Origin of the sequence: Lacisediminihabitans sp. H27-G8, assembly GCF_046156175.1 — a bacterium.
In the GTDB taxonomy this organism is placed as follows: Bacteria; Actinomycetota; Actinomycetes; order Actinomycetales; family Microbacteriaceae; genus Lacisediminihabitans.
Genome location: NZ_JAYLVL010000005.1, coordinates 138,672 through 158,939, shown reverse-complemented (window position 1 = coordinate 158,939; position 20,268 = coordinate 138,672). Strand labels below are relative to the sequence as shown.

Genomic DNA, 20,268 nt, shown 5'->3' with positions numbered 1-20,268 from the left:
GACCCCTCAGCGTCGACCTCACTTGCCGTCGACCGGCACGGACTGCTTCACGATCTTCGCCTGTGGCAGCTCGTTGACACTCGCCGTCGCGGGATAGAGGGAGCTGCCGGACGGAGCGGGCTTCAGGGCGCGCCCCGCCGCGTTGTTGTAGACGTCCGGGCCGAACGGTCGAAGTCCATCGGTGCCGGCGTAGGCGAGGTGGCCGTCACCGTCGATTCCTCCCCGGTGGATGTTGAAGGTGTCTTCGATGGTGCGCAGCCAGCTGTAGTGGTTATAGGGCTGGGCGCTCACCGAACCGGGCGTGATGAAGCGACTGATGAGCACGGCTCCGGTCACGCCACCGCCGGGGGTCGTGTCCTGGTTGAAGGCCTGGAAGCCGGGCTGGGTCGTGTTCGGGCCCGGGAGTTCGCCACAGCAGGCGACCACGGACTGCGCGGTGTCGGCCTCGGCCTGGGCGGATGCGCCCGTGCCGGTGTCGGTGCCGAATTTGCTGTCTGCCGCGTACTGCTGGTCCGCGATCGAGTTGCCGTACATCTTGTAGGGCGGGAAGGCTTCATCGAAGAGGATCTGGATCTCGCCATCCTTCTGGAAGGCTGCCGAGTTCATGATCGCCGGGATCCATTTCTTGAGGAACAGGTCCGCGGCGTACAGGCCACCCTGGTGATTGTTCGGGTCGCCGGAGAGGTTGTCGCCCTTGCAGGTGGCATCGTGGGCGTCCGAGCAGTTGTTCGGGGTGATCCAGGAGAAGGCCGGCGTGGTCTTCTCCGACTTGAGGTCATCGGCGAGGCTGGGGATGGCGGCGTGGCCGGCGGTTGCCGCGTAGCCGTCGAGCGGCACGACGTTCGCGCAGTCCGCGGGGTTGTCGAACACCGAGTGGAACCAGGCGGTCGGATTGTGTTTCGCCACATACTGGTCGGTCGGGGTGGCGCCGCCCGGGTCGACGACACCGGCCCCGGAGGGGTCACCGGGGATGCCGCACCTGTAGACGTTCTCGCGCGTGGGATCGTTGCCCATGTCCTGGTTGTAGACCTTCCAGGAGACCTTCTTCGTGTCGAGCTGGTTGAAGATCGTCTGGACGGATGCCGGATAGACGCAGCCGGTCGACGCGTAGACCTGGCCATCGGGGGCCGGCAGTCCCGGCGCGACGTTGGTGTACTGCGGGCAATCGGCCTGGTTGCCGGGAGTGGGTGCCTGGCCGGAGACGGCGCTGATGTAGTTGTCGAGCGAGTAGTGGCCGGTGCCGTAGTACTGGGTGAGAAGCTCGCCGTAGGAGGGGAGCGTCTTCCAGAGGTAGTCGTTCTGGTTGAGGCCGGTGAAGGTGGCCTCATAGGACTTGTTCTCGAGCATGATGGTCCACACGTGGCCCACCTTGGGAGCGTGGAACTCGCTCCGGTGATTGTCGTCAGAACCGGACGCGAATCCGGGGCCCGCGGCGAAGCCGACGCCGGCCATGGTGGCGAGCGCCGCGATGCTCGCGATGATCGTCTTCTTGGTTCGAGTGAGTGTCATTCTGAAGCGCCTCCACTGGCCGGAATCGTGATTCCATGGTGGCCCCGCGCGAGGTCGTGGTGAAGTGCGCGAAGATGAACGTCAGGTAACTACTTGACGTCAAGTAAGTAATTCGACGGCGCTACAGCCCGACCCACTCGGTGGCGCCGTCGGCGAGGTGCTGGCGCTTCCAGATCGGCACCGTCAGCTTGATGAGGTCGACCAGTCGCTCGCAGGCGGCGAAGGCCTCGCCGCGGTGAGCGGCGGCCACCGCGGCGACGAGGGCGATATCACCGACGACGAGTGGGCCGACGCGGTGGGCGGCGGCCACGCGGAGGCCGGTCTCGGCGGCGATCGTCTCGCAGCACTCGGTCAAGAACCGGGCGGCATCCGGATGGGCGGAGTACTCGAGCGACGTGACCGCGAGCCCGTGATCGTGGTTGCGCACGACCCCGCGGAAGGTCACGAGAGCGCCCTGCTGCGCATCCATCACGAAGTCCTCGATGGCCGTGGCGTCGATGGGCTCGGCGGAGATGAGGGCACGCACGGCGTCACTCATGGGCGCCACCGCCGGCGATCTGCGCCACGAGGTGTTCCAGCAGCCCGTCGAGAACCGCGAGGCCGTCGCGCACGCCGCCAGTGGATCCCGGAAGGTTCACGATAACGGTGCCGTTGGCCGTGCCGGCGACGGCGCGGCTGAGGGCCGCGGTCGGTGTCGCAGCGAGCCCGCGGGCGCGGATCGCCTCGGCCACGCCGGGCAGTTCGCGATCGAGCAGGGCGATGGTGGCCTCGGGGGTGCGGTCGGTGGGGCTGAGGCCTGTGCCGCCCGTCGTGATGATCACGGCGGGGGCGGATGCCACCACCCGCGACAACTCGGAGGCGATATCGGCGTCGGCCACGACCGTGACCGCGTCGACCGCGAAACCGTGCTCGGCGAGCCAGGTGGAGATGACCGGCCCGGTCGTGTCTTCCCGCGTTCCGGCGGCTCCGGCGGTGGAGGCCACGACGACTGCCGCACTGCCGGATCGAACGGCTTCGGGTGGGATGACCCCGTGCCGGGTCCAATGCCCGCGCTTGCCGCCGGTCTTCGATTCGAGCCGAATCTCGCCGAGCACCGCCGCCGGATCCACAGCCTTCACCATGTCGTGCAGCGTGAGGCCGGCGATCGCCACCGCGGTGAGGGCTTCCATCTCTACCCCGGTCCGGCCGACGGTCTTGGCCGTCGCCGACACCAGGATCGCGTCATCCGTGAACTGGAAGTCGATGCTGACCGACGAGAGCGGCACCTGGTGGCAGAGCGGGATGAGCTCGCTCGTCTTCTTTGCGCCGGAGATTCCGGCGATGCGAGCGGTGGCGAGCACATCGGCCTTCGGCAGGTCATCGGCGCGCACGAGGGCCACGACATCCGGGGTGGTCACGAGCCGCCCGGTGGCGGTGGCGGTGCGGGCCGTGATCGCCTTGTCGCCGACATCCACCATGCGGGCGCGTCCGTCTTCGTCGAGATGGCTCAGATTGCTCACAGGTCGATCGTTTCCACGGGGTCGCCCTCTTTCAGTTCGATGGTGTCTTCGGGGATGTCGATAAGCAGGTCGGATGCCGCGAGCCCGGCCACCAGGTGCGAGCTCGGCCCGCCCACGACTTCGACGCGGCCATCGGGCAGTGCCCGGCCGCGCAGGAACTGCCGTTTGCCGGGTGCCGAGCGCACATCGGCGGAGAGGGTGCGCCGCTGGCGATGGGCCGCGGGCAGGCCCGCCGCCTCGCGCAGGATCGGCGCGACGAAGACCTCGAAGGAGATCTGCGTGCTCACCGGGTTACCGGGAAAGCTGATCACGGGAACACCGCTGAAGACCCCGGTCGCCTGCGGCCCGCCGGGCTGCATGGCGATGTGTCCGACCTCACCGCCGATGGTGCTCAGAAAGTCGCGAACGACCTCGTGCTCACCCATCGAGATGCCGCCGGAGGTGAGGATGATGTCGGCGTTGGCGACTCCCATCAGCATGGCACCGCGCAGTTGGGAGAGCTCGTCGTTGGATGACACGATCGCGAAGGTGACCTCGGCACCGCAGGCCGTGACCGCCGCGGTGAGCGCAGTGCCGTTGGAGTCGTAGATCTCGCCCGGACCCGCCCGCTTTCCCGTCTCGGTCAGCTCCGCACCGGTGCTGATCACGACTACGCGCGCCCTCCGTCGCACCTCTACCTTGTCAATACCGGCGGCCGCCAGGGCTGCAAGGTGACGCGAGGCCAGCCGCAGGCCCGCGGGCAGCAGGGGATCACCCGCCCGGAGGTCGCTTCCGCGGTCGCGCACGAACTCGCCCGCGACGCGTGCGCGGGCGATCGTCACCGAGTCGGCGGTCGCGGTCGTGTCTTCGACCGGCACCACGGCATCCGCTCCCTCCGGCACGACGGCACCGGTCATGATGCGCACTGCAGTGCCCGCGGCCAGTGTCGGCGGAGTCCCGCGGCGCGCCGGGATCTCACCGACGACGGGGAGGGTCACCGGAAGGCTGTGCAATTCTGCCGCGACGACCGCGAAGCCGTCCATCTGCGAATTGCGGAAGAGGGGCAGATCCACCGGCGAGAGGATGGCCGCGGCGGTCACGCGCCCGAGGGCGGCGCCGAGCTGGACGGTCTCGGAACCGGTGGGAATGGCCGGCACGACGAGGCTGCGAATATGAGCGACGTGCTCCTCGACCGAGCGGTGAGCCATCAGTACCTCGCGACGCTGGGGTCGATGCGGCGCGACCAGGCGTCGATTCCGCCGACGAGGCTGCGGGCCGGGATGTCGCGCTCGCCGAGCATCGCGACGGCGCTCGCCGAGCGGATGCCCGAGTGGCAATAGACGACCACCGGTTTCGAGCGGTCTATCTCCCCGAGCCTCGAGCCGATCGAACCGAGGGGCAGGAGCGTCGACCCGGGAAGGCTGGCGATCTCCGCCTCCCAGGGCTCGCGCACATCGATGAGCGTCACTCCGTCGAGAGAGGCCGCGAGCTCGTCGACGTCGATGGTGTCGCGGATGCCGCAGAACAGCTCGTAGTCGACGAGGGCGGTGATGGGGGCGGCATCCGGATCCGGGGCATAGGCGAGCTCGCGGAATCCACCGGTGAGGGCGTCGAAGGTGGTGACGCGCCCGATGAGAGGTCTGCCGACGCCGGTGATGAGTTTCAGCGCCTCGCCGGCCATGATCGATCCGATCACGGCCACCACTGTCGGGAGCACCCCACCGGCTTCGCAGGAGAGCACGGATCCGGGGGGCGGGGGAGCCGGGAACAGGTCGCGGTACTGCGGACCCCGCGATGCCCACGCGACGCCGGCCTGACCGGCGAACTGGGAGACCGCGCCCCAGACCAGAGGGATGTCGGTGAGCGCCGCGGCGTCATTGGCGAGGTACCGGGTGGGGAAGTTGTCGCTGCCGTCGACCACGAGGTCGTAGTCGGCGAAGAGCTCGAGAGCGTTGTCCGCGGTGAGGCGGGCCTCGACCGCGTTCACCGTGACCGCCGGGTCGATGGCGGCCACCGTTTCCGCGGCGGAGAGCGCCTTCGCGCGACCGACATCCGCGAGGCCGTGAGCGAGCTGGCGATGCAGGTTGCTGAGCTCCACGGTGTCGTCGTCGATGATGCCGATCGTGCCGACACCCGCCGCGGCAAGAGCCGGAATCACGCTGCTGCCGAGCCCGCCGGCGCCGATCACGAGCACGCGGGCATCCGCCAGTCGCTGCTGAGCCTCTGGCCCGAAGCCGGGGAGGGCGAGCTGGCGGGAATATCTCGCGCCCGGGGATGCCTGCATCCTTCGATTCTCGCAGGTGTGATCGGGCGGGGGCGCAGGTCGACGAGCGGGAGACTCGAGCGGTCTGCTCCGCCCACCCGTCGCATCGTGTCGGCAGGGAGAGCTTCCCGACTGGATTGTGACGGGTGGGAGCGGTCGCGGTCTAGCGCGCCGGCCGCCACATCGTGGTGACGACGTGCCCCGTCGCCGTAGTGAACGCGCCCCTCGGCTCGAATCCGACGCCCTGGTAACGGGTGTTGTTCGCCGGGTTCGTCGATTCGAGGTAGGCAGCGGCCCCGAGGGCGTCGACGCGGTGAAGGTTCTCCCGCAGGAGGGTCATGCCGAGGCCGTGCCCGCGGTGTTCGTCGTGGGTGGCGAGGAAGTTGAGGTAGTAGTGCGGTTCCGTCGGGCGCAGCTCCTCGAACTGGGCGGAGACGACCCCGATCCGGCGGGCGGCCTCGGCGCCGACCAGGTCGACGAGGAAGGCGTCGTACCCGCGCGCCTCGTCATCCGTGAGGTCCTCGCCGCCCGGTGGCAGCCAGATCGACAGGGATGCACACTCCTCGGTGACGAAGCTCCAGGGGTAGCGCAGCGCCGAGGTGGTGAAGAGCCGCCAGAAGGCCGACATCTGCTCCACCCGGCGCACGTCATCCGGAAAGGAGGGTCCCCAGAGCGGATCGCCGAGGAAGGCGGAGGTGAGCGTGCGCACCATGCCGTCGAGGTCTGCCGCCGTGGCGATCCGGGCTGTCGGGGGTTCGCCGCTCTGCTCCATAGGCCTAGCGTAGACGGGCCCTGACTTCCGTGAAAACGGAAGTAATATGGTATCCATGCCGCAGATACGGATAAAAGATGCCGCCCTCTACCTGGGAGTGAGCGACGACACGGTGCGCCGCTGGGTCGACAACGGCACCCTGATCGCCGAAAAGGACGAGTCGGGGCGTGCCGTCGTCGATGGCCTCGCCCTCGCGACGCTGGCGCGGGACCACGCGGTGCTGCCGGATGACCCCTCCGGCGTCTCGCGGTCGGCCCGCAACAGCTTCGTCGGCCTGGTCACGAACATCGTGATGGACACCGTCATGGCCCAGGTCGAGCTGCAGTGCGGGCCGCACTGCGTCGTCTCCCTCATGAGCAGCGAGGCCGTACGGGACCTGGGGCTCGAGCCGGGATCCGTCGCCATTGCGGTCGTGAAGGCCACGACGGTCATCATCGAGACCCCCGGCGGGAAACAGTGAGAAAAGGGTTCCTCCCCATCCTCACGCTCGGCATCCTTCTCGCTACAGCCGGATGTGCCGCCGCCGCGCCCTCGCCATCGGCGACGCCGAATAATGACACCCTCAGCGGGTCGATCACGGTCTTCGCCGCGGCATCCCTCACCAAGACCTTCGGAGAACTCGCCGCCAATTTCGAGGCAGCGCACCCCGGCGTGACCGTCGCGACGAGTTTTGCGGGGTCTGCCGACCTGGTCTCGCAGATCACCGCGGGAGCGCCCGCCGACGTGTTCGCCTCGGCCGACACGAAGAACATGACGAAGGTCTCGGCCCTGGTGTCGACTCCGGTGAACTTCGCCACCAATGTGCTGGAGATCGCGGTGCCACCGGGCAACCCGGCGAAGATCGCGACCCTCGCCGACCTCGCGGGGCCCGGCGTCAAAACGGTGGTCTGCGCGCCGACCGTGCCGTGCGGTGCGGCGACGGTGGCCGTCGAAACCGCCAGCGGGGTGAAAATCAGCCCGGTGAGCGAGGAGAACGCGGTCACGGATGTGCTCGGCAAGGTCTCGTCCGGTGAGGCGGATGCCGGCCTCGTCTACGTGACCGACGTGAAGGGTGCCGGCTCGAGCGTGAAGGGGATCACGTTCCCCGAATCGAGCGCGGCCGTCAACACCTACCCGATCGCCACGGTGAAGGCGGGAACGAACCAGGCGGTCGCCACCGCCTTCGTGGCCTTCGTCACCGGCGCGGTCGGCCGGTCCGTGCTCGCCGCGGCGGGCTTCGGCGCCCCCTGAGTATGGACCGCACAGCCTTTTCCGGACTGCCGCGCTGGGTGATCGCGATCGCGATCGTCGGCGCGGCGTTCGTGCTGCTGCCGCTGGTCGCCATGGCGACCCGGGTGAACTGGGGCGGATTCGTCGCTCTGGTCACGAGTGCCTCTTCCGTCGACGCCCTGCTGCTGAGTCTGCGCACCTCGCTCGCCGCGACCGCGCTCTGCGTGCTGTTCGGTGTGCCGATGGCACTCCTGCTGGCGCGCACCACCTTTCCCGGCCAGCGGGTCGTGCGCACGATCGTGCTGCTGCCCCTGGTGCTGCCCCCGGTGATCGGCGGCATCGCGCTACTCGCGGCCTTCGGCAGGCAGGGTCTGCTCGGCCGCCCGCTCGAGGCGCTCGGGGTGAGCATCGCATTCTCCACGGTGGCGGTCGTGATCGCCCAGACCTTCGTCGCCCTGCCGTTCCTCGTACTGAGTCTCGAGGGAGCCATCCGCCTGGCTGGCACACGTTATGAGGCGGTGGCCGCCACGCTGGGAGCGCAGCCGAGCACCGTACTGAGGCGCATCACGCTGCCCCTCGTGCTGCCCGCGCTGCTCTCCGGCGCCGTGCTGTCATTCGCCCGCGCCCTCGGCGAATTCGGGGCCACCCTCACCTTCGCGGGCAGCCTCCAGGGGGTCACGCGCACGTTGCCCCTGGAGATCTACCTGCAGCGGGAGACGGATCCGGATGCCGCTGTGGCCCTGTCGCTCGTGCTGGTCGTCGTCTCCCTCGTGGTGGTCGGACTCACCTTGCGCACCGCCCCCGCCACCCGGGCGCGGTTCACCGCATGACGCTGCACCTGCAGGCGACGGTCGCCGAGCGCGGCTTCGACGTATCCCTCGACGTGGCCGAGGGGCACACCCTCGCCGTGCTCGGGCCGAATGGGGCGGGTAAATCGACCCTTCTCTCGATCCTCGCCGGACTCCTGCGGCCCGACTCCGGCCGGGCGGATCTCGACGGGGAGTCCCTGTTCGACCTGTCCCGCGGGCTCTGGTTGCCGCCCCATCGGCGGGGCATCTCGCTGCTCGCCCAGGAAGCACTGCTCTTCCCGCACCTGACCGCTCTGGAGAATGTGGCCTTCGGGCCGCGGAGCGCGGGCCGGCCGCGGGCGGAAGCACGGGCATCCGCCCACCGGTGGCTCGCCGCGGTCGAGGCGGCGGAACTCGGCGCCAGCCGCCCGGCCCAGCTCTCGGGCGGACAGGCGCAGCGGGTGGCGATCGCGCGCGCCCTGGCACCGGAGCCTCGACTATTACTGCTCGATGAGCCGCTCGCCGCCCTCGACGTGGCGGTCGCACCCACCCTTCGGCGCATGTTCCGCACGGTGCTCGCCGGCCGCACCGCAATCGTGGTCACGCACGAGGTGCTCGACGCCCTCACCCTCGCCGACCGCGTGGTGGTGCTCGGCGAGGGGAAGATCGTGGAGCAGGGGGCGACGGCCGAGGTGCTGCAGCGGCCGCGGCATCCGTTCACCGCCGGTCTCGCCGGACTCAATCTGCTCACCGGGGTGCGCACCGCCACCGGGCTCCGGATGTCGGACGGCACGGTGGTCACCGGCGCGGGCACGGGCACGCTCGGCGCGCCCGCCGCCGCCGCGGCACGACCCTCCGCGATCTCCGTGCAGCTCGATCGCCCGGCCGGTGCCAATGCGTTCCCGGTGACGGTGCAGGATCTCGAGCCCCGTGGGGACAGCGTGCGGGTGCGGTCGGCATCGATGGCAGCCGACATCTCGCCGGGTCGCGCGGCAGTGCTCGGGCTCAGTCCCGGACTGCCGGTCTGGTTCGGCCTGCCGGAGGACGAAGTGGCGGTGTACCCACGCTGAGTGCCGCAGGGCGGATCTGCGCCCCCACCGCATGGCGTCGCCGCCCCCGTTGGAGCTCTCTGTAGGGTTCAGAAAGCACGGATCGCCCGTGCCGCCACCGAGCCGAAAGCGAGAGCGCGATGTCCGACGCCGTACTCCAGCCCGGTGTCGGCCCGATCCGCGCACCTCACTACCTGCCGGCCGATCGCTCCGCAGTGCTCTGGGGGCGGCTTCCCTGCGCCTCCGACAGTCCCGTGCTCACGATCGATACGGGCGATGAGGTCACGATCGACACGATCAGCCACGAGGGCATCCACGAAGACCAGGGCCGCGATCCGCTCGCCTTCTTCGCCGGGTTCGGGGTGGACGCCGACAGCGTGCTGACGGATGCCGTGGCGCTCGCCTCCTCCGACTACCGGGGTGACCCGGCGGTCGACGGCCCCCACGTGGTCACCGGCCCGGTACGCATCCGCGGCGCCCGGCCCGGGGACCTGCTCAAGATCACCGTGCTCGAGACCCTGCAGCGGGTGCCCTACGGAATCGTGTCGAACCGACACGGCCGCGGGGCTCTCCCCGGCGAGTACCCGGTCGACGGGGAGCGTGTGAGCGTCTTCGCGGGCGTCTCCGAAGGCTTGGGCACGATGCCGCGCGTGCTCGGCGGCGAGCACAGCATCCGCTTTCCGCTCGCACCGTTTCTCGGAATCATGGGGGTGGCCGTTGCGGGAGACGTGCGCCCGCACTCCGTGCCGCCCGGGCCACACGGCGGCAACATCGATATCAACCTGCTGACAGTCGGAAGCAGTCTTTACCTGCCGATCCAGGCGGAGGGCGCGCTCGCCTACGTCGGAGACCCGCACTTCGCGCAGGGCGACGGCGAAGTCGCCCTCACCGCGATGGAGGCCTCCCTGCGGGCGACCCTGCGCTTCGATGTGCTCACCCAGCATGACGCACTCGAAGCCTTCGGCGGCCTGGTCGGGCCCCTGGTGGAGACGACCGATTACCTCGTGCCGACCGGCATGGACGAAGACCTGGATGAGGCGGTCAAGGCTTGCGTGCGCGCCGCGATCGCCCTGTTGCAGGCCCGATTCTCACTCGACGCCGCACACGCTTACGCGTACCTCAGCGCGGCGACGGACTTCAACATCTCGCAGGTCGTGGATATCGTGAAAGGCGTTCACGCAAAGATTAGGGTGGCAGATTTTGACTGACAGCACAGTAGAAGGAGCCGCTCCGGACGGGCTCCTCGACGCATTCTGGGAGTACGAGCGGGCCCTCATGGCCAACGATCTCGCCGCGCTCGACCGGCTCTTCGCTCCCGGCGACGGGACGCTGCGCGGCGACGCCGGCGGCGTCCTCGTGGGTCACGACGCGATCAGTGTCTTCCGGCAGGGTCGCGGCGGAGCTCCCGCCCGCAGTATCGGCGACATCCACGTGCGTGACCTCGGCAACGATCGCGCGCTCGTCGTGGCCGTGACCCTTCCCGCCACCGGCGGCCGGGGGCAGCAGACCCAGCTCTGGCACCGCAGCTCCACGAACGACGGAGACGTCGACTGGCTGGTCGAGGCCGCCCACGTGAGCGTTCCGGCTCCCGCGATCGCGGCATCCGTCTGGCGGGTCGTCGGCAGCCCGCTGGTCACCGGGGCCGCGGAGGGTCCGCTGGTCGGCGAGACCGTCGCGGTCAAGGACCTCTTCGACGTCGCGGGATTCGCCGTGGGTGCCGGAGTGCCGGCGTATCTCGCCGAAGCGCCTCGAACCGTCGCGAATGCCTCGGCGGTCACCGCGCTCCTCGCGGCAGGCGCGACGGTGCAGGGAATCGCCCAGACCGACGAATTCGCCTACAGCGTCGCCGGCAAGAACTCGCACTACGGCACTCCGCCGAACGCCGCTGTCGTCGGCGCGATTCCGGGCGGGTCCTCGAGCGGTCCGGCCACGGCTGTCGCCTCCGGGCAGGTCTCGATCGGCCTCGGCACGGACACCGGTGGATCGATCCGGGTGCCCGCCTCCTACCAGGGCCTCTGGGGACTCCGCACGACGCACGACGCCGTGGCGCGCGATGGCCTGCTCGGGCTCGCGCCCTCGTTCGACACCGTGGGCTGGATGACGCGCGATGCGGCCACGCTGCGCGCCGCGGCATCCGCCTCCCTCGGCAGCGCCGGCCGTGCCGAGGTCTCCGGGAGGTTCGCTGTCGCACCGGCGCTCCTCGCGCTCGCGACACCGGAACTGCAGGATGCCTTCGCCGTGACGCTCGCCCGACTCGCCGAAGCCGGCCTCACCGACGATCTGGTCGAGGTGACGCTTCCCGACATCGACGACCTGCACGAGATCTTCCGCACGGTGCAGTCCGCCGAGGCGTGGGCGACCCACGGGGAGTGGATCACCGCGCATCCCGACGCCCTCGGCGAGGAGATCGCCGCCCGGTTCGCGTTCGGCGCGACGATCGATCCGGAGACCGAGTCCTTCGCGCGGCAGGCGCTCGAGCTCGCCCGCGAACGCATCGAATCGATCGTCGGCGACCGGGTGCTGCTTCTGCCGTCGGCGTCATCCGTCGCCCCGTCGACGACAGCGGATGCCGAGACGATCGAGCAGGTGCGCCAGAGCACTCTGCGCCTCACCTGTGTCGCCGGGATCGCCGGCCGGCCGTCGTTGAGCGTGCCGCTGTTGACAGTGGAAGGTGCACCGGTCGGATTCGGCCTCGTCGGACCGCCGAACACCGACGTGGCACTCATAGCGATGGGGGAGTCGCTGGCGTAGCGGTGTAGCGGTGTGGCGGTGGGCTCGCGCGCCGCTGTGGGCTTGCGCGTTTGTGCCGCTGCGCCGGTGTGAGTTCGCGCCTTTGTGCCGCTGTGCCGGTGTGAGCTGGCGCGTTTGTGCCGCTACGCCTGTGTGAGCTGGCGCGTTTGTCCCGCTCTGCCTGTGTGAGCTCCCCCGTTTGTCCCGCTCTGCCGCCGGCTCTGTCCATCCGGCAGAAGACGCTGTCTCAGCCAGCCGAGGCGACTATTTGGGACGGGTGACCGCGGGGCGGCTGGCGGAAGGCGAGTGCCGACCGGCAGAAACTGTCCTCCCGGCGGGCCGGGGCGACCGGTTGTGACGGTTGACGCGGGGTGGTCCTCGGCGGGGACTGGTCGCTCGCGGGGAAGGTTGCCGTAGGTGCGGTCGAGCGCCGGGACGTATCCCCGGTGAGGGCTCCCCTTGGGCGAGGCCCACCCGTCACAAACTGCTGTCTCGGCTGGCCACGGCGACCGTCTGTGACAGTTGCCGCGGGAAGTCCGGGGAGAGGCGAGAGTCAGCCGGCAGAATCTGTCCTCCCGGCGGGCCGGGGTGACCAGTTGTGACGGTTGACGCGGGGGTGGTGGCCGGCGGCGAGCGGTCGCGCGTGGGGAGGCCGGGCAGGCCGGGTACGCCGGGGAGGCCGGGGAGGCCGGGCAGGCCGGGCAGGCCGGGAAGTCCGGGGAGAGGCGGGAGCCACCCGTCAGAAACTGCTCTCTCGGCGGGCCAGCGCGACCGTTAGTGACGGGTCGCGCCGGGGGCGATCGCGGGAAAGCGCCATCAGTCGCGGGGGACCCGAACCCGCGCCATCAGTCGCGGGGGACACGAACCCGCACCGATCAGTCGCGGGTAGGCAGCTCCACCGGCTGAAGGCTCGCGATCTTCGGCTCACGGTTGTCGCCAGAGGAGCGGCCGGTGAGGCGACGTCCGATCCAGGGCAGCACGTAGCGCCGCCAGTAGGCGGAGGTGCGCTCATGCGCTTCGGCGGGGGTGCCGGGGTCCGAAGCATCCGCGATCGGAACACCGAGCGCCGCCAGCACGTTTCCGGCAACCCGGGCGTGCCCCATCGGATTGAGGTGCAGCTTGTCGCGAGACCAGTACGGCAGCCGCCCGAGCTCGGCATCGGCCCAGTTGTCCACGAAGGTCACGTGCTCCTTGGGCAGCCGGCCGCGAACGGATGCCGCGAGCAGCTCTCCCCTCGCGCGCACGAAGGATCCGAGGGGGATGTGCCGGGTGGGGTCCGCGCCGCTGACCAGGATCACGTGCACCCCGCTCGCGACCGCCCTGTCGACCGCGGCCTCCAGCTGGTCGGCGATCGAGCCGATCGAGACCCGCGGCCGCAGGATGTCGTTGCCGCCCCCGTTGATGCTCATCAGAGCGGGGGAGAGCGCGATGGCGGCATCGAGCTGTTCGGTCACTATCGGGGCGAGCAGCCGCCCCCGGATGGCGAGGTTCGCGTAGCTGACTCGCTCCGGGGATGCCGCGGCGAGGCCGAGGGCGACCAGGTCGGCCCACCCTCGCACGCGTCCGTCGGGCAGGTCGTCCCCCACACCCTCGGTGAAGCTGTCGCCGATGGCAACATAGCTGGAGAAATTGATCGTCACGCCCCGAGTCCATCACACTTCGCGAAACCCGTCTGAAACGCCCGTTCCGTAGGCTGGACTTCTCGACCAGCAGATTCATCACACCCCGCGAGGACACCATGCAGAGCTACCCGATCGATCCTCCGCAGCGGCTGCTGATGGGCCCCGGCCCCATCAACGCCGATCCGCGCGTGCTGCGGGCGATGTCCGCCCAGCTGGTTGGCCAGTACGACCCCGCGATGACGGCCTACATGACCGAGACCATGGAGCTCTATCGGGGCGTCTTCCGCACCGCGAACGAGGCCACCCTGCTGGTCGACGGCACTTCGCGCGCCGGAATCGAGGCCGCGCTCGTCTCTCTCATCGAGCCGGGCGATCGCGTGCTCGTGCCGATCTTCGGACGATTCGGCCACCTCCTTCGCGAGATCGCGGAGCGCTGCGGAGCAGAAGTGCACGTGGTCGAACGCGAGTGGGGCACGGTCTTCATCCCGGCCGAGATCGAGACGGCGATCCTCTCCTCGAAGCCGAAGATCCTCGCCATCGTGCATGGCGACACCTCCACGACCCTCGCCCAGCCCCTCGACGAGGTCGGCGCGATCTGCGCCAAACACGGCGTGCTTATCTACACCGACACCACGGCATCCCTCGGAGGCAACGAGTTCGAGACCGATGCCTGGGGAGTTGATGTCGCGACCGCCGGCCTGCAGAAGTGCCTCGCCGGCCCCTCCGGCAGTGCACCGATCACGCTCTCGGCGGCGGCTGTGGACGTGATCAACCGACGCAAGAGCATCGAGGCTGGCATCCGCTCCGAGGGGGATGCCGTGCTGGCGAGCCCGATCCGCTCCAACTATTTCGACCTCGCGATGATCATGGACTACTGGGGCCCCAAGAGGCTCAACCATCACACCGAGGCCACGACGATGCTCTACGGCGCCCGGGAGTGCGCGCGAATCCTCATCGAGGAGGGCATCCCCGAGGCGATCGAACGTCATCGGCTGCACGGCTCGGCGATGGTCGCCGGTCTCGTGGGGCTCGGATTCGACCTGTTCGGTGACCAGTCGGTGCGCATGAACAATGTCGTCGGGGTCGAGATCCCCTCCGGGATCGACGGAGACGGCGCGCGCGCGACCATGCTCAGCGACTACGGCATCGAGATCGGCACCTCCTTCGGCCCGTTGCACGGCCGGGTCTGGCGCATCGGCACCATGGGCTACAACGCCCGGCGAGACACCGTGCTCACCACCCTCGCGGCTCTCGAGCAGGTGCTCCGCCGCGGTGGTGTCGCGGTGACGGCGGGCAGCGGGGTCGGCTCCGCGCTCGACTTCTACGGTTCATGAGCGCTCCGGAGGCCGCCCTCATCCTCGAGCGGTGCAACGACCTCGCGGGGCTGTCGAGCCAGCCGGACCGGCTCGAGCGGGTGCATCTCTCTCCGGAGCATCGCGCCGCCAACGACCTCGTCGCCCGCTGGATGACCGAGGCCGGCCTGTCGACCTGGCAGGATGCCGCCGGCAACCAGTGCGGCCGCCTGGAGGGCTCCGCGCCGGGGCTGCCAGCCCTCCTCCTCGGTTCGCACATCGACACGGTTCCGGATGCCGGCCGCTACGACGGCATGCTCGGCGTGCTTCTCGCGATCGCCGTCGTCGACCGGCTGCGCCGATCCGGCATCGCCCTGCCCTTCGCTCTCGAGGTGGTGGCCTTCAGCGACGAGGAGGGCACCCGCTTCGGCACAGCGCTGCTCGGCAGCCGGGCCCTCGCCGGCACGTGGAACGAAGAGTGGTGGCAGCTCACCGACAAGGACGGCATCACCCTCGCCGAGGCCTTCCAGGACTTCGGGCTCGACCCCGCGCGCCTGCCGGGGGCGTTCCGCCGCGGCGAATCGCTCGTCGGCTACCTCGAAACGCATATCGAGCAGGGCATGCAACTCGAGGACGCCGATCGGCGGCTCGCCGTCGTCACCTCGATCGCCGGCGCGCGCCGCTTCGCACTCACGGTGACCGGCACGGCGGGGCACGCGGGCGGCACGCCGTTCGACCGTCGCCGGGACGCCCTCATCGGCGCGAGCGAACTGGTCGTCGCCATCGAGCGGCTCTCGAAGGAGACGGGAACGATCGGCACTGTCGGGCGCCTGCAGGCGTTCCCCGGCGGCGTGAACGTGATTCCCGGCAGGGTGGAGCTGAGCCTCGACCTTCGGGCCGAATTCGACGCCGACCGCGACGACTGTCTCGAACGCATCCGCGCCGCCGCCGACGAGATCTGCACCCGGCGCGGGCTCAGTTTCGCCGCGACGGAGACGTACCGGGCCGATGCCGTCACCTGCGATCCCGGCCTGCAGGCGGCCATCGGCGCGGGAATCCGCTCCACCGGCGATGCCGAACCGATGGCCTTCTGGAGCCGTGCGGGCCACGACGGGGTCGCCGTTTCGGCGCTCACCCGGTTCGCCATGCTGTTCCTGCGCTGTCGCGGGGGCGTGAGTCACCATCCGGATGAGCATGTGACGGCGGCGGATGTCGCGGCAGCGCTCGACGCCTATGAAGCTGCGGTCCTTCACCTGGTGTCAGAGTACTGACATCGCGAGACGACGGGCCGGTCGGAGGCTACAGCCGATCGATATCGTGCCCGTCGAAGAGGTCCCCGCACTCCACTTCGCGCACGCCGTTGGCCGCGAGGTAGTCGCGCGCACCCCGGTCACCGACGAGGGTCGAGGCGACAGCGTCCCAGTGCGTGTTGCCGATCAGCACCGGATGCCCCGGTCGGCCGTCGAACACCGCCTGCCTCAGTGTGTGGCTGGTCACCGGCTGCTCGAGCATCCGCTCCGCGACGGCGACCGGCAGGTCCGGAATGTCGACGAGGGTGATGAGCGCTGCGTCCCCGCTCGCCGCGTCGAGTCCCGCCCGCAGGGACTCGCCCATGCCATCGGCCCAGTTCTCCGCGACCAGGATCTCGCAGCCCACCGGCACGAGGCCCCCTGCTTCCTCGGCGGCCGCTCCGAGCACCACGAGCACGCGGGTGCAGCCGGCGGCGTGAAGCAGGCCAGCGGCCCGGGCGATCCAGGGCTCGCCCTCCGCGGTGCGCAGCAGCGCCTTCGGTCGCCCGAGGCGGGAGCCTTTGCCCGCCGCGAGCACGATTCCGGTGAGCGTGGTCATGGGTAATGTTAGGCAGATGATCGAGCTGCCCCTCACCGAACTCCGCGCCGGACTGATGGCGAGCCTCGCGGTGCCGCGCTGGGTCGACGACGTGGTGCGGGTTGCTCCGTTCGAGTCGGTCCAGGAGCTGCTGGAGGTGGCGAGGGCGGCCGCGACCCCGCTCAGTGCGGGCGAGATCGACGAGGCGATCCAGCACCACCCGCGCATCGGTGAGAAGCCGGTGGGGGATGGCGCGGCGCAGGCCTTCAGCCGCAACGAGCAGGCTGGCCTCGGCTCGGACGAGGAAGATCTCGCCGCCGAGCTCGCCGCCGGGAATGTCGCCTATGAGCAGCGGTTCGGACGCGTGTTCATCATCCGTGCCGCCGGACGGTCCCGGGCGGAGATCCTGGCCGAACTCGAGAGGCGCCTCGAACTGCCGAACAGCTCGGAACTCGAGATCGTCGGCGAGCAACTGCGCGACATCGCACTGCTGCGCATCGAGAAGCTGTGGGCCGCTCCCGCCGAAGGCGAGCTATCGTGAGCCACGTCACCACGCATGTGCTCGACACCGCGACGGGACGACCCGCCGTCGGAGTGCCGGTCACGCTGTCCACCGCCGCGGGCTCTGCCATCGCGACGGGATCGACCGATGCCGACGGCCGTATCGCCTCCCTCGGACCGGATGCCCTCCCACCGGGCCGCTACCGATTGTCCTTCGATACCGGCACCTGGTTCGGCGAAGCTCCGCACTTCTTCCCGGTCGTGACGATCGACTTCGTGCTCGGCGGGACCGCTCACCACCACGTGCCGCTGCTGCTGAGCCCTTTCGCTTATTCGACGTATCGCGGCAGCTGAACTGCGCTCCTTTCGCGCGGTAGCCCCGGCGCTCCGTAGCCGGCGGAGTGCGGTGATCATTCGCGACGGACACTTCGCCAGCGACCGACCGGCCGACTCAGTAGTCCGTGCGAGCCTCATTCGCCAGCCAGGCGTCGAACGGCGCCGGGGACTGCGGGATACGCACGGACTCCACCGGGATGTGCCAGGTGCCGCGGTCGCGCGCGAACAACTCGTAGAACTCGAGGTCGTCGAAACCCCCGCGGGCGGCATCGTGCCGGTCGGCGGCGAAGACCACCCGATCGACCCGCGCCCAGAGGGCCGCGGAGAGACAGAGCGGGCACGGTTCGCAGGAGGTGTAGAGGGTCGCCCCGGCCAGCGAGAACGACTGCTCCACCTGGCACGCCGCTCGGATCGCCACCACCTCGGCGTGGGCGGTGGGATCGAGATCGGCGGTCACCCGGTTCTGCCCCTCGGCGACCAGCACGCCATCGCGCACGATGACCGCGCCGAAAGGTCCGCCACCATTGGCGATGTTCAGGGTGGCGAGTTCGACGGTGCGTTCGAGCCAGCGGGTGTCATCCGCGTCGAAGGTGGTCATGCGAGGCCCGCCGATGCACGCCAGGCCTGGCCGGCATCCGGGGCGTCGTCTCGCAGGATGGTGGCCTCGATCAGTCCGTAGGGCCGGTCGGCGGCGATGAAGACCTCGTTGCTGTTGTCGAGGCCGAACTGGCCGATGTCGTAGCTGAAGTGGTGCCGATTGGGCGCTTTGAGCCGCACCTCCGCGATGCACGGGTAGGTCTCGAGCAGTGCCTTCCCCATATGCCACAGCGTCTGCTGCAGGGCGAGGGACTGCAGCGTCGCGAACTCCCGCACGAGGATGCTCTTGATGCCGCGGTAGACCTCGTCCCACGCGACATCCGTCGTCGTGAAGCGCCACTTGGCATCGAGGGCCGTGGCCATGACGCGGTCGTGGGTCTCGCTGAGGGTCGTGTAGTCGTCGGTGAGGAATCCGGCGAACTCCGAGCCCGTGGACTTGAGGATGACGAGGTCCTTGAATCCGCCGATGACGTGTTCGCCCGAGGCATCCACCGTCACCGCGGCGGTGCGGATCTCCTGGCCCTTGCGCAACCAGGTGTGGTCGTGCTCGGCGCCGTCGACGATGGCGCGTTCCCAGGCGTATTCCTCGATCTCGATGCGGGCCCCCTCCACCGGGTCGACGTCGCGCACGAAATGGCGGGCGAGCTCGAGGCCGAAGCTCTCGATCGAGTCGATGCCCTTCGACTTGGCGAAGGCGAAAGCGGTGTTCTTCTGGGTATCGGTGGGGAGCACGTTGGACTGGTCGCCCACCAGATAGGCCGGCTCGAACGGGCCGCGGAGCGCGGTGGACACATTGAGGTCGCGGATCTCGTGCCGCTTCGAATCGCGATAGATGCGCACGAGCCGACACTCGGCTTTGCCGTACTGGTTGTCGCCAAGGATGATTGCCATTGTGGGATCCTCGCAAACTCGTGTGACCGCGATGTTTCCGTGGTCAACATTCTTTGTAACGACGTTCACGGCCGACTGAGCAGTGTGCCACCGCTCGCTGCATCCGCGGAGACGGACACCGGATGCCCCGCCAGCCAGGTCCGCCGCACGACCCCGCCCAGTTCGCGCCCGTCGTAGGCGCTCACGGGGTTCTTGTGCAGGAGCTCGGAGGCGTGCACCGTGAAGGTCGCCTGTGGTGCGAAGGCGATCAGATCGGCGGCCGCACCGACCGCGATGAGGCCTTTCGCTCCGAGTCCCGCGAAGTCTGCCGGGCCCGTCGCCATCCAGCCGATCACCCGTTCGAGAGGGATTCCGCGGCGCGCAGCCTCCGTCCAGACGGCGGCGAGTCCCGTCTGCAGCCCGGCGATGCCTCCCCAGGCCAGGCCGAAGTCTCCGTCGTGGGCGAACTTGAGGGCGGCGGTGCTCGGACTGTGGTCGGTGACCACGATGTCGATGTCGCCGTCGAGAAGGGCTTGCCACAGGGCATCCCGGTTTGCATCCCCACGGATGGGCGGGCAGCACTTGAACTGGGTGCCGCCGTCGGGCACCTGCTCCTCGCTGATGGCGAGGTAGTGCGGACAGGTCTCCACGGTGATCGGCAGGCCCTCCGCCCGTGCCTCTCTCAGCGCCGGGAGGGCCGCGGCGGACGACAGGTGCAGGATGTGCGCTCTCGCCCCCGTGCGGCGCACTCCCGCGATGACCCGCTCGATCGCCGTCACCTCCGCCTCATCCGGCCGGGATTCGACGAAGCGGTGGTAGTCCGTGCCGCCGGCGTTGGCATGGGCGTCGAGTACGCCCGGGTCCTCGGCGTGCACGATGAGCAGCCCGCCGAACCCGGCGATCTCCTCGAGGGCCTGTTCCAGCTGGGCCGCATCGAGGTGATCGAATTCGTCCACCCCGGATGGCGCGAGAAAGGCCTTGAACCCGAAGACTCCGGCGTCGTGCAGCTCACGAAGCCGACCGAGGTTCTGCGGGACGGCGCCACCCCAGAATCCGACATCGACGATCGCCGTGTCGGCCGCGCTGCGTCTCTTGATCTCGAGCGCGTCGACGGTCGTGGTGGTGGGGATGCTGTTGAGGGGCATGTCGATCAGCGTGGTCACGCCCCCGGCGGCAGCGGCGCGGGTGGCGCTGGCGAAGCCCTCCCACTCGGTGCGGCCGGGCTCGTTGATGTGCACATGGGTGTCGACCAGTCCGGGAAGGAGCACCTCGTCCTCCGCGAGGGTGACTTCGCTCGAGCCCTCGAGCGGCCGGTCCGAGATTGCGGCGACCAGGCCCCCGGTGATCCCGACCCACGCGGGGCGGAACACCCCGTCGATGAGGGCGGATGCTGCCCCCACGACCAACTCGAACCGTGCGGTCATC

General features: G+C 69.6%; 21 protein-coding genes. 10 read left to right on the top strand and 11 right to left on the bottom strand.

Annotation, left to right across the window (positions count from 1 at the left end):
* Positions 1-18: 18 nt before the first annotated feature.
* The 6 genes from VLI63_RS15775 to VLI63_RS15750 form a co-directional block, all read right to left on the bottom strand.
* Positions 19-1,509: an alkaline phosphatase family protein gene (locus tag VLI63_RS15775; RefSeq protein WP_409157817.1), complete on the bottom strand. Its 1,491-nt coding sequence runs from the start codon at positions 1,507-1,509 to the stop codon at positions 19-21.
* Positions 1,510-1,630: 121 nt separating this feature from the next.
* On the bottom strand, positions 1,631-2,047 hold the full coding sequence (locus VLI63_RS15770) for a molybdenum cofactor biosynthesis protein MoaE (protein WP_409157816.1): 417 nt from the start codon (positions 2,045-2,047) through the stop codon (positions 1,631-1,633).
* Positions 2,040-3,008 (bottom strand): bifunctional molybdenum cofactor biosynthesis protein MoaC/MoaB, encoded by a 969-nt coding sequence (gene moaCB, locus VLI63_RS15765; RefSeq protein ID WP_409157815.1) that lies wholly within the window; start codon positions 3,006-3,008, stop codon positions 2,040-2,042. The genes VLI63_RS15770 and moaCB overlap by 8 nt, the downstream gene beginning before the upstream one ends.
* Complete coding sequence (glp, locus tag VLI63_RS15760; RefSeq protein ID WP_409157814.1) at positions 3,005-4,195, bottom strand: gephyrin-like molybdotransferase Glp; 1,191 nt, start codon at positions 4,193-4,195, stop codon at positions 3,005-3,007. Before glp ends, moaCB begins: the two co-directional genes overlap by 4 nt.
* Positions 4,195-5,271, bottom strand: coding sequence for a ThiF family adenylyltransferase (locus VLI63_RS15755; protein WP_409157813.1), 1,077 nt, complete (start codon positions 5,269-5,271; stop codon positions 4,195-4,197). The genes glp and VLI63_RS15755 overlap by 1 nt, the downstream gene beginning before the upstream one ends.
* A 142-nt stretch (positions 5,272-5,413) precedes the next feature.
* On the bottom strand, positions 5,414-6,022 hold the full coding sequence (locus tag VLI63_RS15750; RefSeq protein WP_409157812.1) for a GNAT family N-acetyltransferase: 609 nt from the start codon (positions 6,020-6,022) through the stop codon (positions 5,414-5,416).
* 55 nt (positions 6,023-6,077) lie between these two features.
* Here VLI63_RS15750 and VLI63_RS15745 point away from each other — a divergent pair, with 55 nt between their 5' ends.
* The 6 genes from VLI63_RS15745 to VLI63_RS15720 all read left to right on the top strand — a co-directional run bounded on the left by VLI63_RS15745 (position 6,078) and on the right by VLI63_RS15720 (position 11,819).
* Positions 6,078-6,482: a molybdopterin-binding protein gene (locus tag VLI63_RS15745; protein ID WP_409157811.1), complete on the top strand. Its 405-nt coding sequence runs from the start codon at positions 6,078-6,080 to the stop codon at positions 6,480-6,482.
* The gene (gene modA / locus VLI63_RS15740; protein ID WP_409157810.1) at positions 6,479-7,252 is read left to right on the top strand and encodes a molybdate ABC transporter substrate-binding protein; all 774 of its coding nucleotides are present in this window, start codon (positions 6,479-6,481) and stop codon (positions 7,250-7,252) included. The genes VLI63_RS15745 and modA overlap by 4 nt, the downstream gene beginning before the upstream one ends.
* Before the next feature lie 2 nt (positions 7,253-7,254).
* Complete coding sequence (locus VLI63_RS15735; RefSeq protein WP_409157809.1) at positions 7,255-8,061, top strand: ABC transporter permease; 807 nt, start codon at positions 7,255-7,257, stop codon at positions 8,059-8,061.
* Entirely contained in the window at positions 8,058-9,089 is a 1,032-nt protein-coding gene (locus tag VLI63_RS15730; protein WP_409157808.1) for a sulfate/molybdate ABC transporter ATP-binding protein, read from the top strand. Before VLI63_RS15735 ends, VLI63_RS15730 begins: the two co-directional genes overlap by 4 nt.
* A gap of 119 nt (positions 9,090-9,208) precedes the next feature.
* Positions 9,209-10,276: an acetamidase/formamidase family protein gene (locus VLI63_RS15725; protein ID WP_409157807.1), complete on the top strand. Its 1,068-nt coding sequence runs from the start codon at positions 9,209-9,211 to the stop codon at positions 10,274-10,276.
* Positions 10,269-11,819, top strand: a complete 1,551-nt coding sequence (locus VLI63_RS15720) for an AtzH-like domain-containing protein (RefSeq protein ID WP_409157806.1) — start codon at positions 10,269-10,271, stop codon at positions 11,817-11,819. The genes VLI63_RS15725 and VLI63_RS15720 overlap by 8 nt, the downstream gene beginning before the upstream one ends.
* A gap of 854 nt (positions 11,820-12,673) precedes the next feature.
* Here the strand turns inward: VLI63_RS15720 and VLI63_RS15715 are convergent.
* Positions 12,674-13,438 carry an SGNH/GDSL hydrolase family protein gene (locus VLI63_RS15715; RefSeq protein ID WP_409157805.1) on the bottom strand — a complete coding sequence of 255 codons (765 nt, stop codon included), beginning with the start codon at positions 13,436-13,438 and terminating at the stop codon, positions 12,674-12,676.
* A 98-nt stretch (positions 13,439-13,536) separates the two neighbouring features.
* Here VLI63_RS15715 and VLI63_RS15710 point away from each other — a divergent pair, with 98 nt between their 5' ends.
* Both VLI63_RS15710 and VLI63_RS15705 read left to right on the top strand, forming a co-directional pair.
* Positions 13,537-14,754 (top strand): pyridoxal-phosphate-dependent aminotransferase family protein, encoded by a 1,218-nt coding sequence (locus VLI63_RS15710; protein WP_409157804.1) that lies wholly within the window; start codon positions 13,537-13,539, stop codon positions 14,752-14,754.
* The gene (locus VLI63_RS15705) at positions 14,751-15,983 is read left to right on the top strand and encodes an allantoate amidohydrolase (protein ID WP_409157803.1); all 1,233 of its coding nucleotides are present in this window, start codon (positions 14,751-14,753) and stop codon (positions 15,981-15,983) included. The genes VLI63_RS15710 and VLI63_RS15705 overlap by 4 nt, the downstream gene beginning before the upstream one ends.
* Positions 15,984-16,011: 28 nt before the next feature.
* On the opposite strand, the gene VLI63_RS15700 is transcribed toward VLI63_RS15705, so the two are convergent.
* On the bottom strand, positions 16,012-16,560 hold the full coding sequence (locus VLI63_RS15700) for an NTP transferase domain-containing protein (RefSeq protein WP_409157802.1): 549 nt from the start codon (positions 16,558-16,560) through the stop codon (positions 16,012-16,014).
* A gap of 16 nt (positions 16,561-16,576) precedes the next feature.
* On the opposite strand from VLI63_RS15700, the gene uraD reads away from it, so the two are divergent.
* Both uraD and uraH read left to right on the top strand, forming a co-directional pair.
* Positions 16,577-17,080, top strand: a complete 504-nt coding sequence (gene uraD / locus VLI63_RS15695) for a 2-oxo-4-hydroxy-4-carboxy-5-ureidoimidazoline decarboxylase (protein WP_409157801.1) — start codon at positions 16,577-16,579, stop codon at positions 17,078-17,080.
* Positions 17,077-17,394, top strand: a complete 318-nt coding sequence (uraH, locus tag VLI63_RS15690) for a hydroxyisourate hydrolase (RefSeq protein ID WP_409157800.1) — start codon at positions 17,077-17,079, stop codon at positions 17,392-17,394. The genes uraD and uraH overlap by 4 nt, the downstream gene beginning before the upstream one ends.
* Before the next feature lie 97 nt (positions 17,395-17,491).
* Here uraH and VLI63_RS15685 read toward each other — a convergent pair whose 3' ends face one another.
* From VLI63_RS15685 to allB, 3 genes are all read right to left on the bottom strand, one after another.
* The gene (locus VLI63_RS15685) at positions 17,492-17,974 is read right to left on the bottom strand and encodes a nucleoside deaminase (RefSeq protein ID WP_409157799.1); all 483 of its coding nucleotides are present in this window, start codon (positions 17,972-17,974) and stop codon (positions 17,492-17,494) included.
* Positions 17,971-18,864 carry a factor-independent urate hydroxylase gene (gene pucL, locus VLI63_RS15680; protein WP_409157798.1) on the bottom strand — a complete coding sequence of 298 codons (894 nt, stop codon included), beginning with the start codon at positions 18,862-18,864 and terminating at the stop codon, positions 17,971-17,973. The genes VLI63_RS15685 and pucL overlap by 4 nt, the downstream gene beginning before the upstream one ends.
* A gap of 65 nt (positions 18,865-18,929) precedes the next feature.
* Complete coding sequence (allB, locus tag VLI63_RS15675; protein ID WP_409157797.1) at positions 18,930-20,267, bottom strand: allantoinase AllB; 1,338 nt, start codon at positions 20,265-20,267, stop codon at positions 18,930-18,932.
* Position 20,268 lies beyond the last annotated feature (1 nt).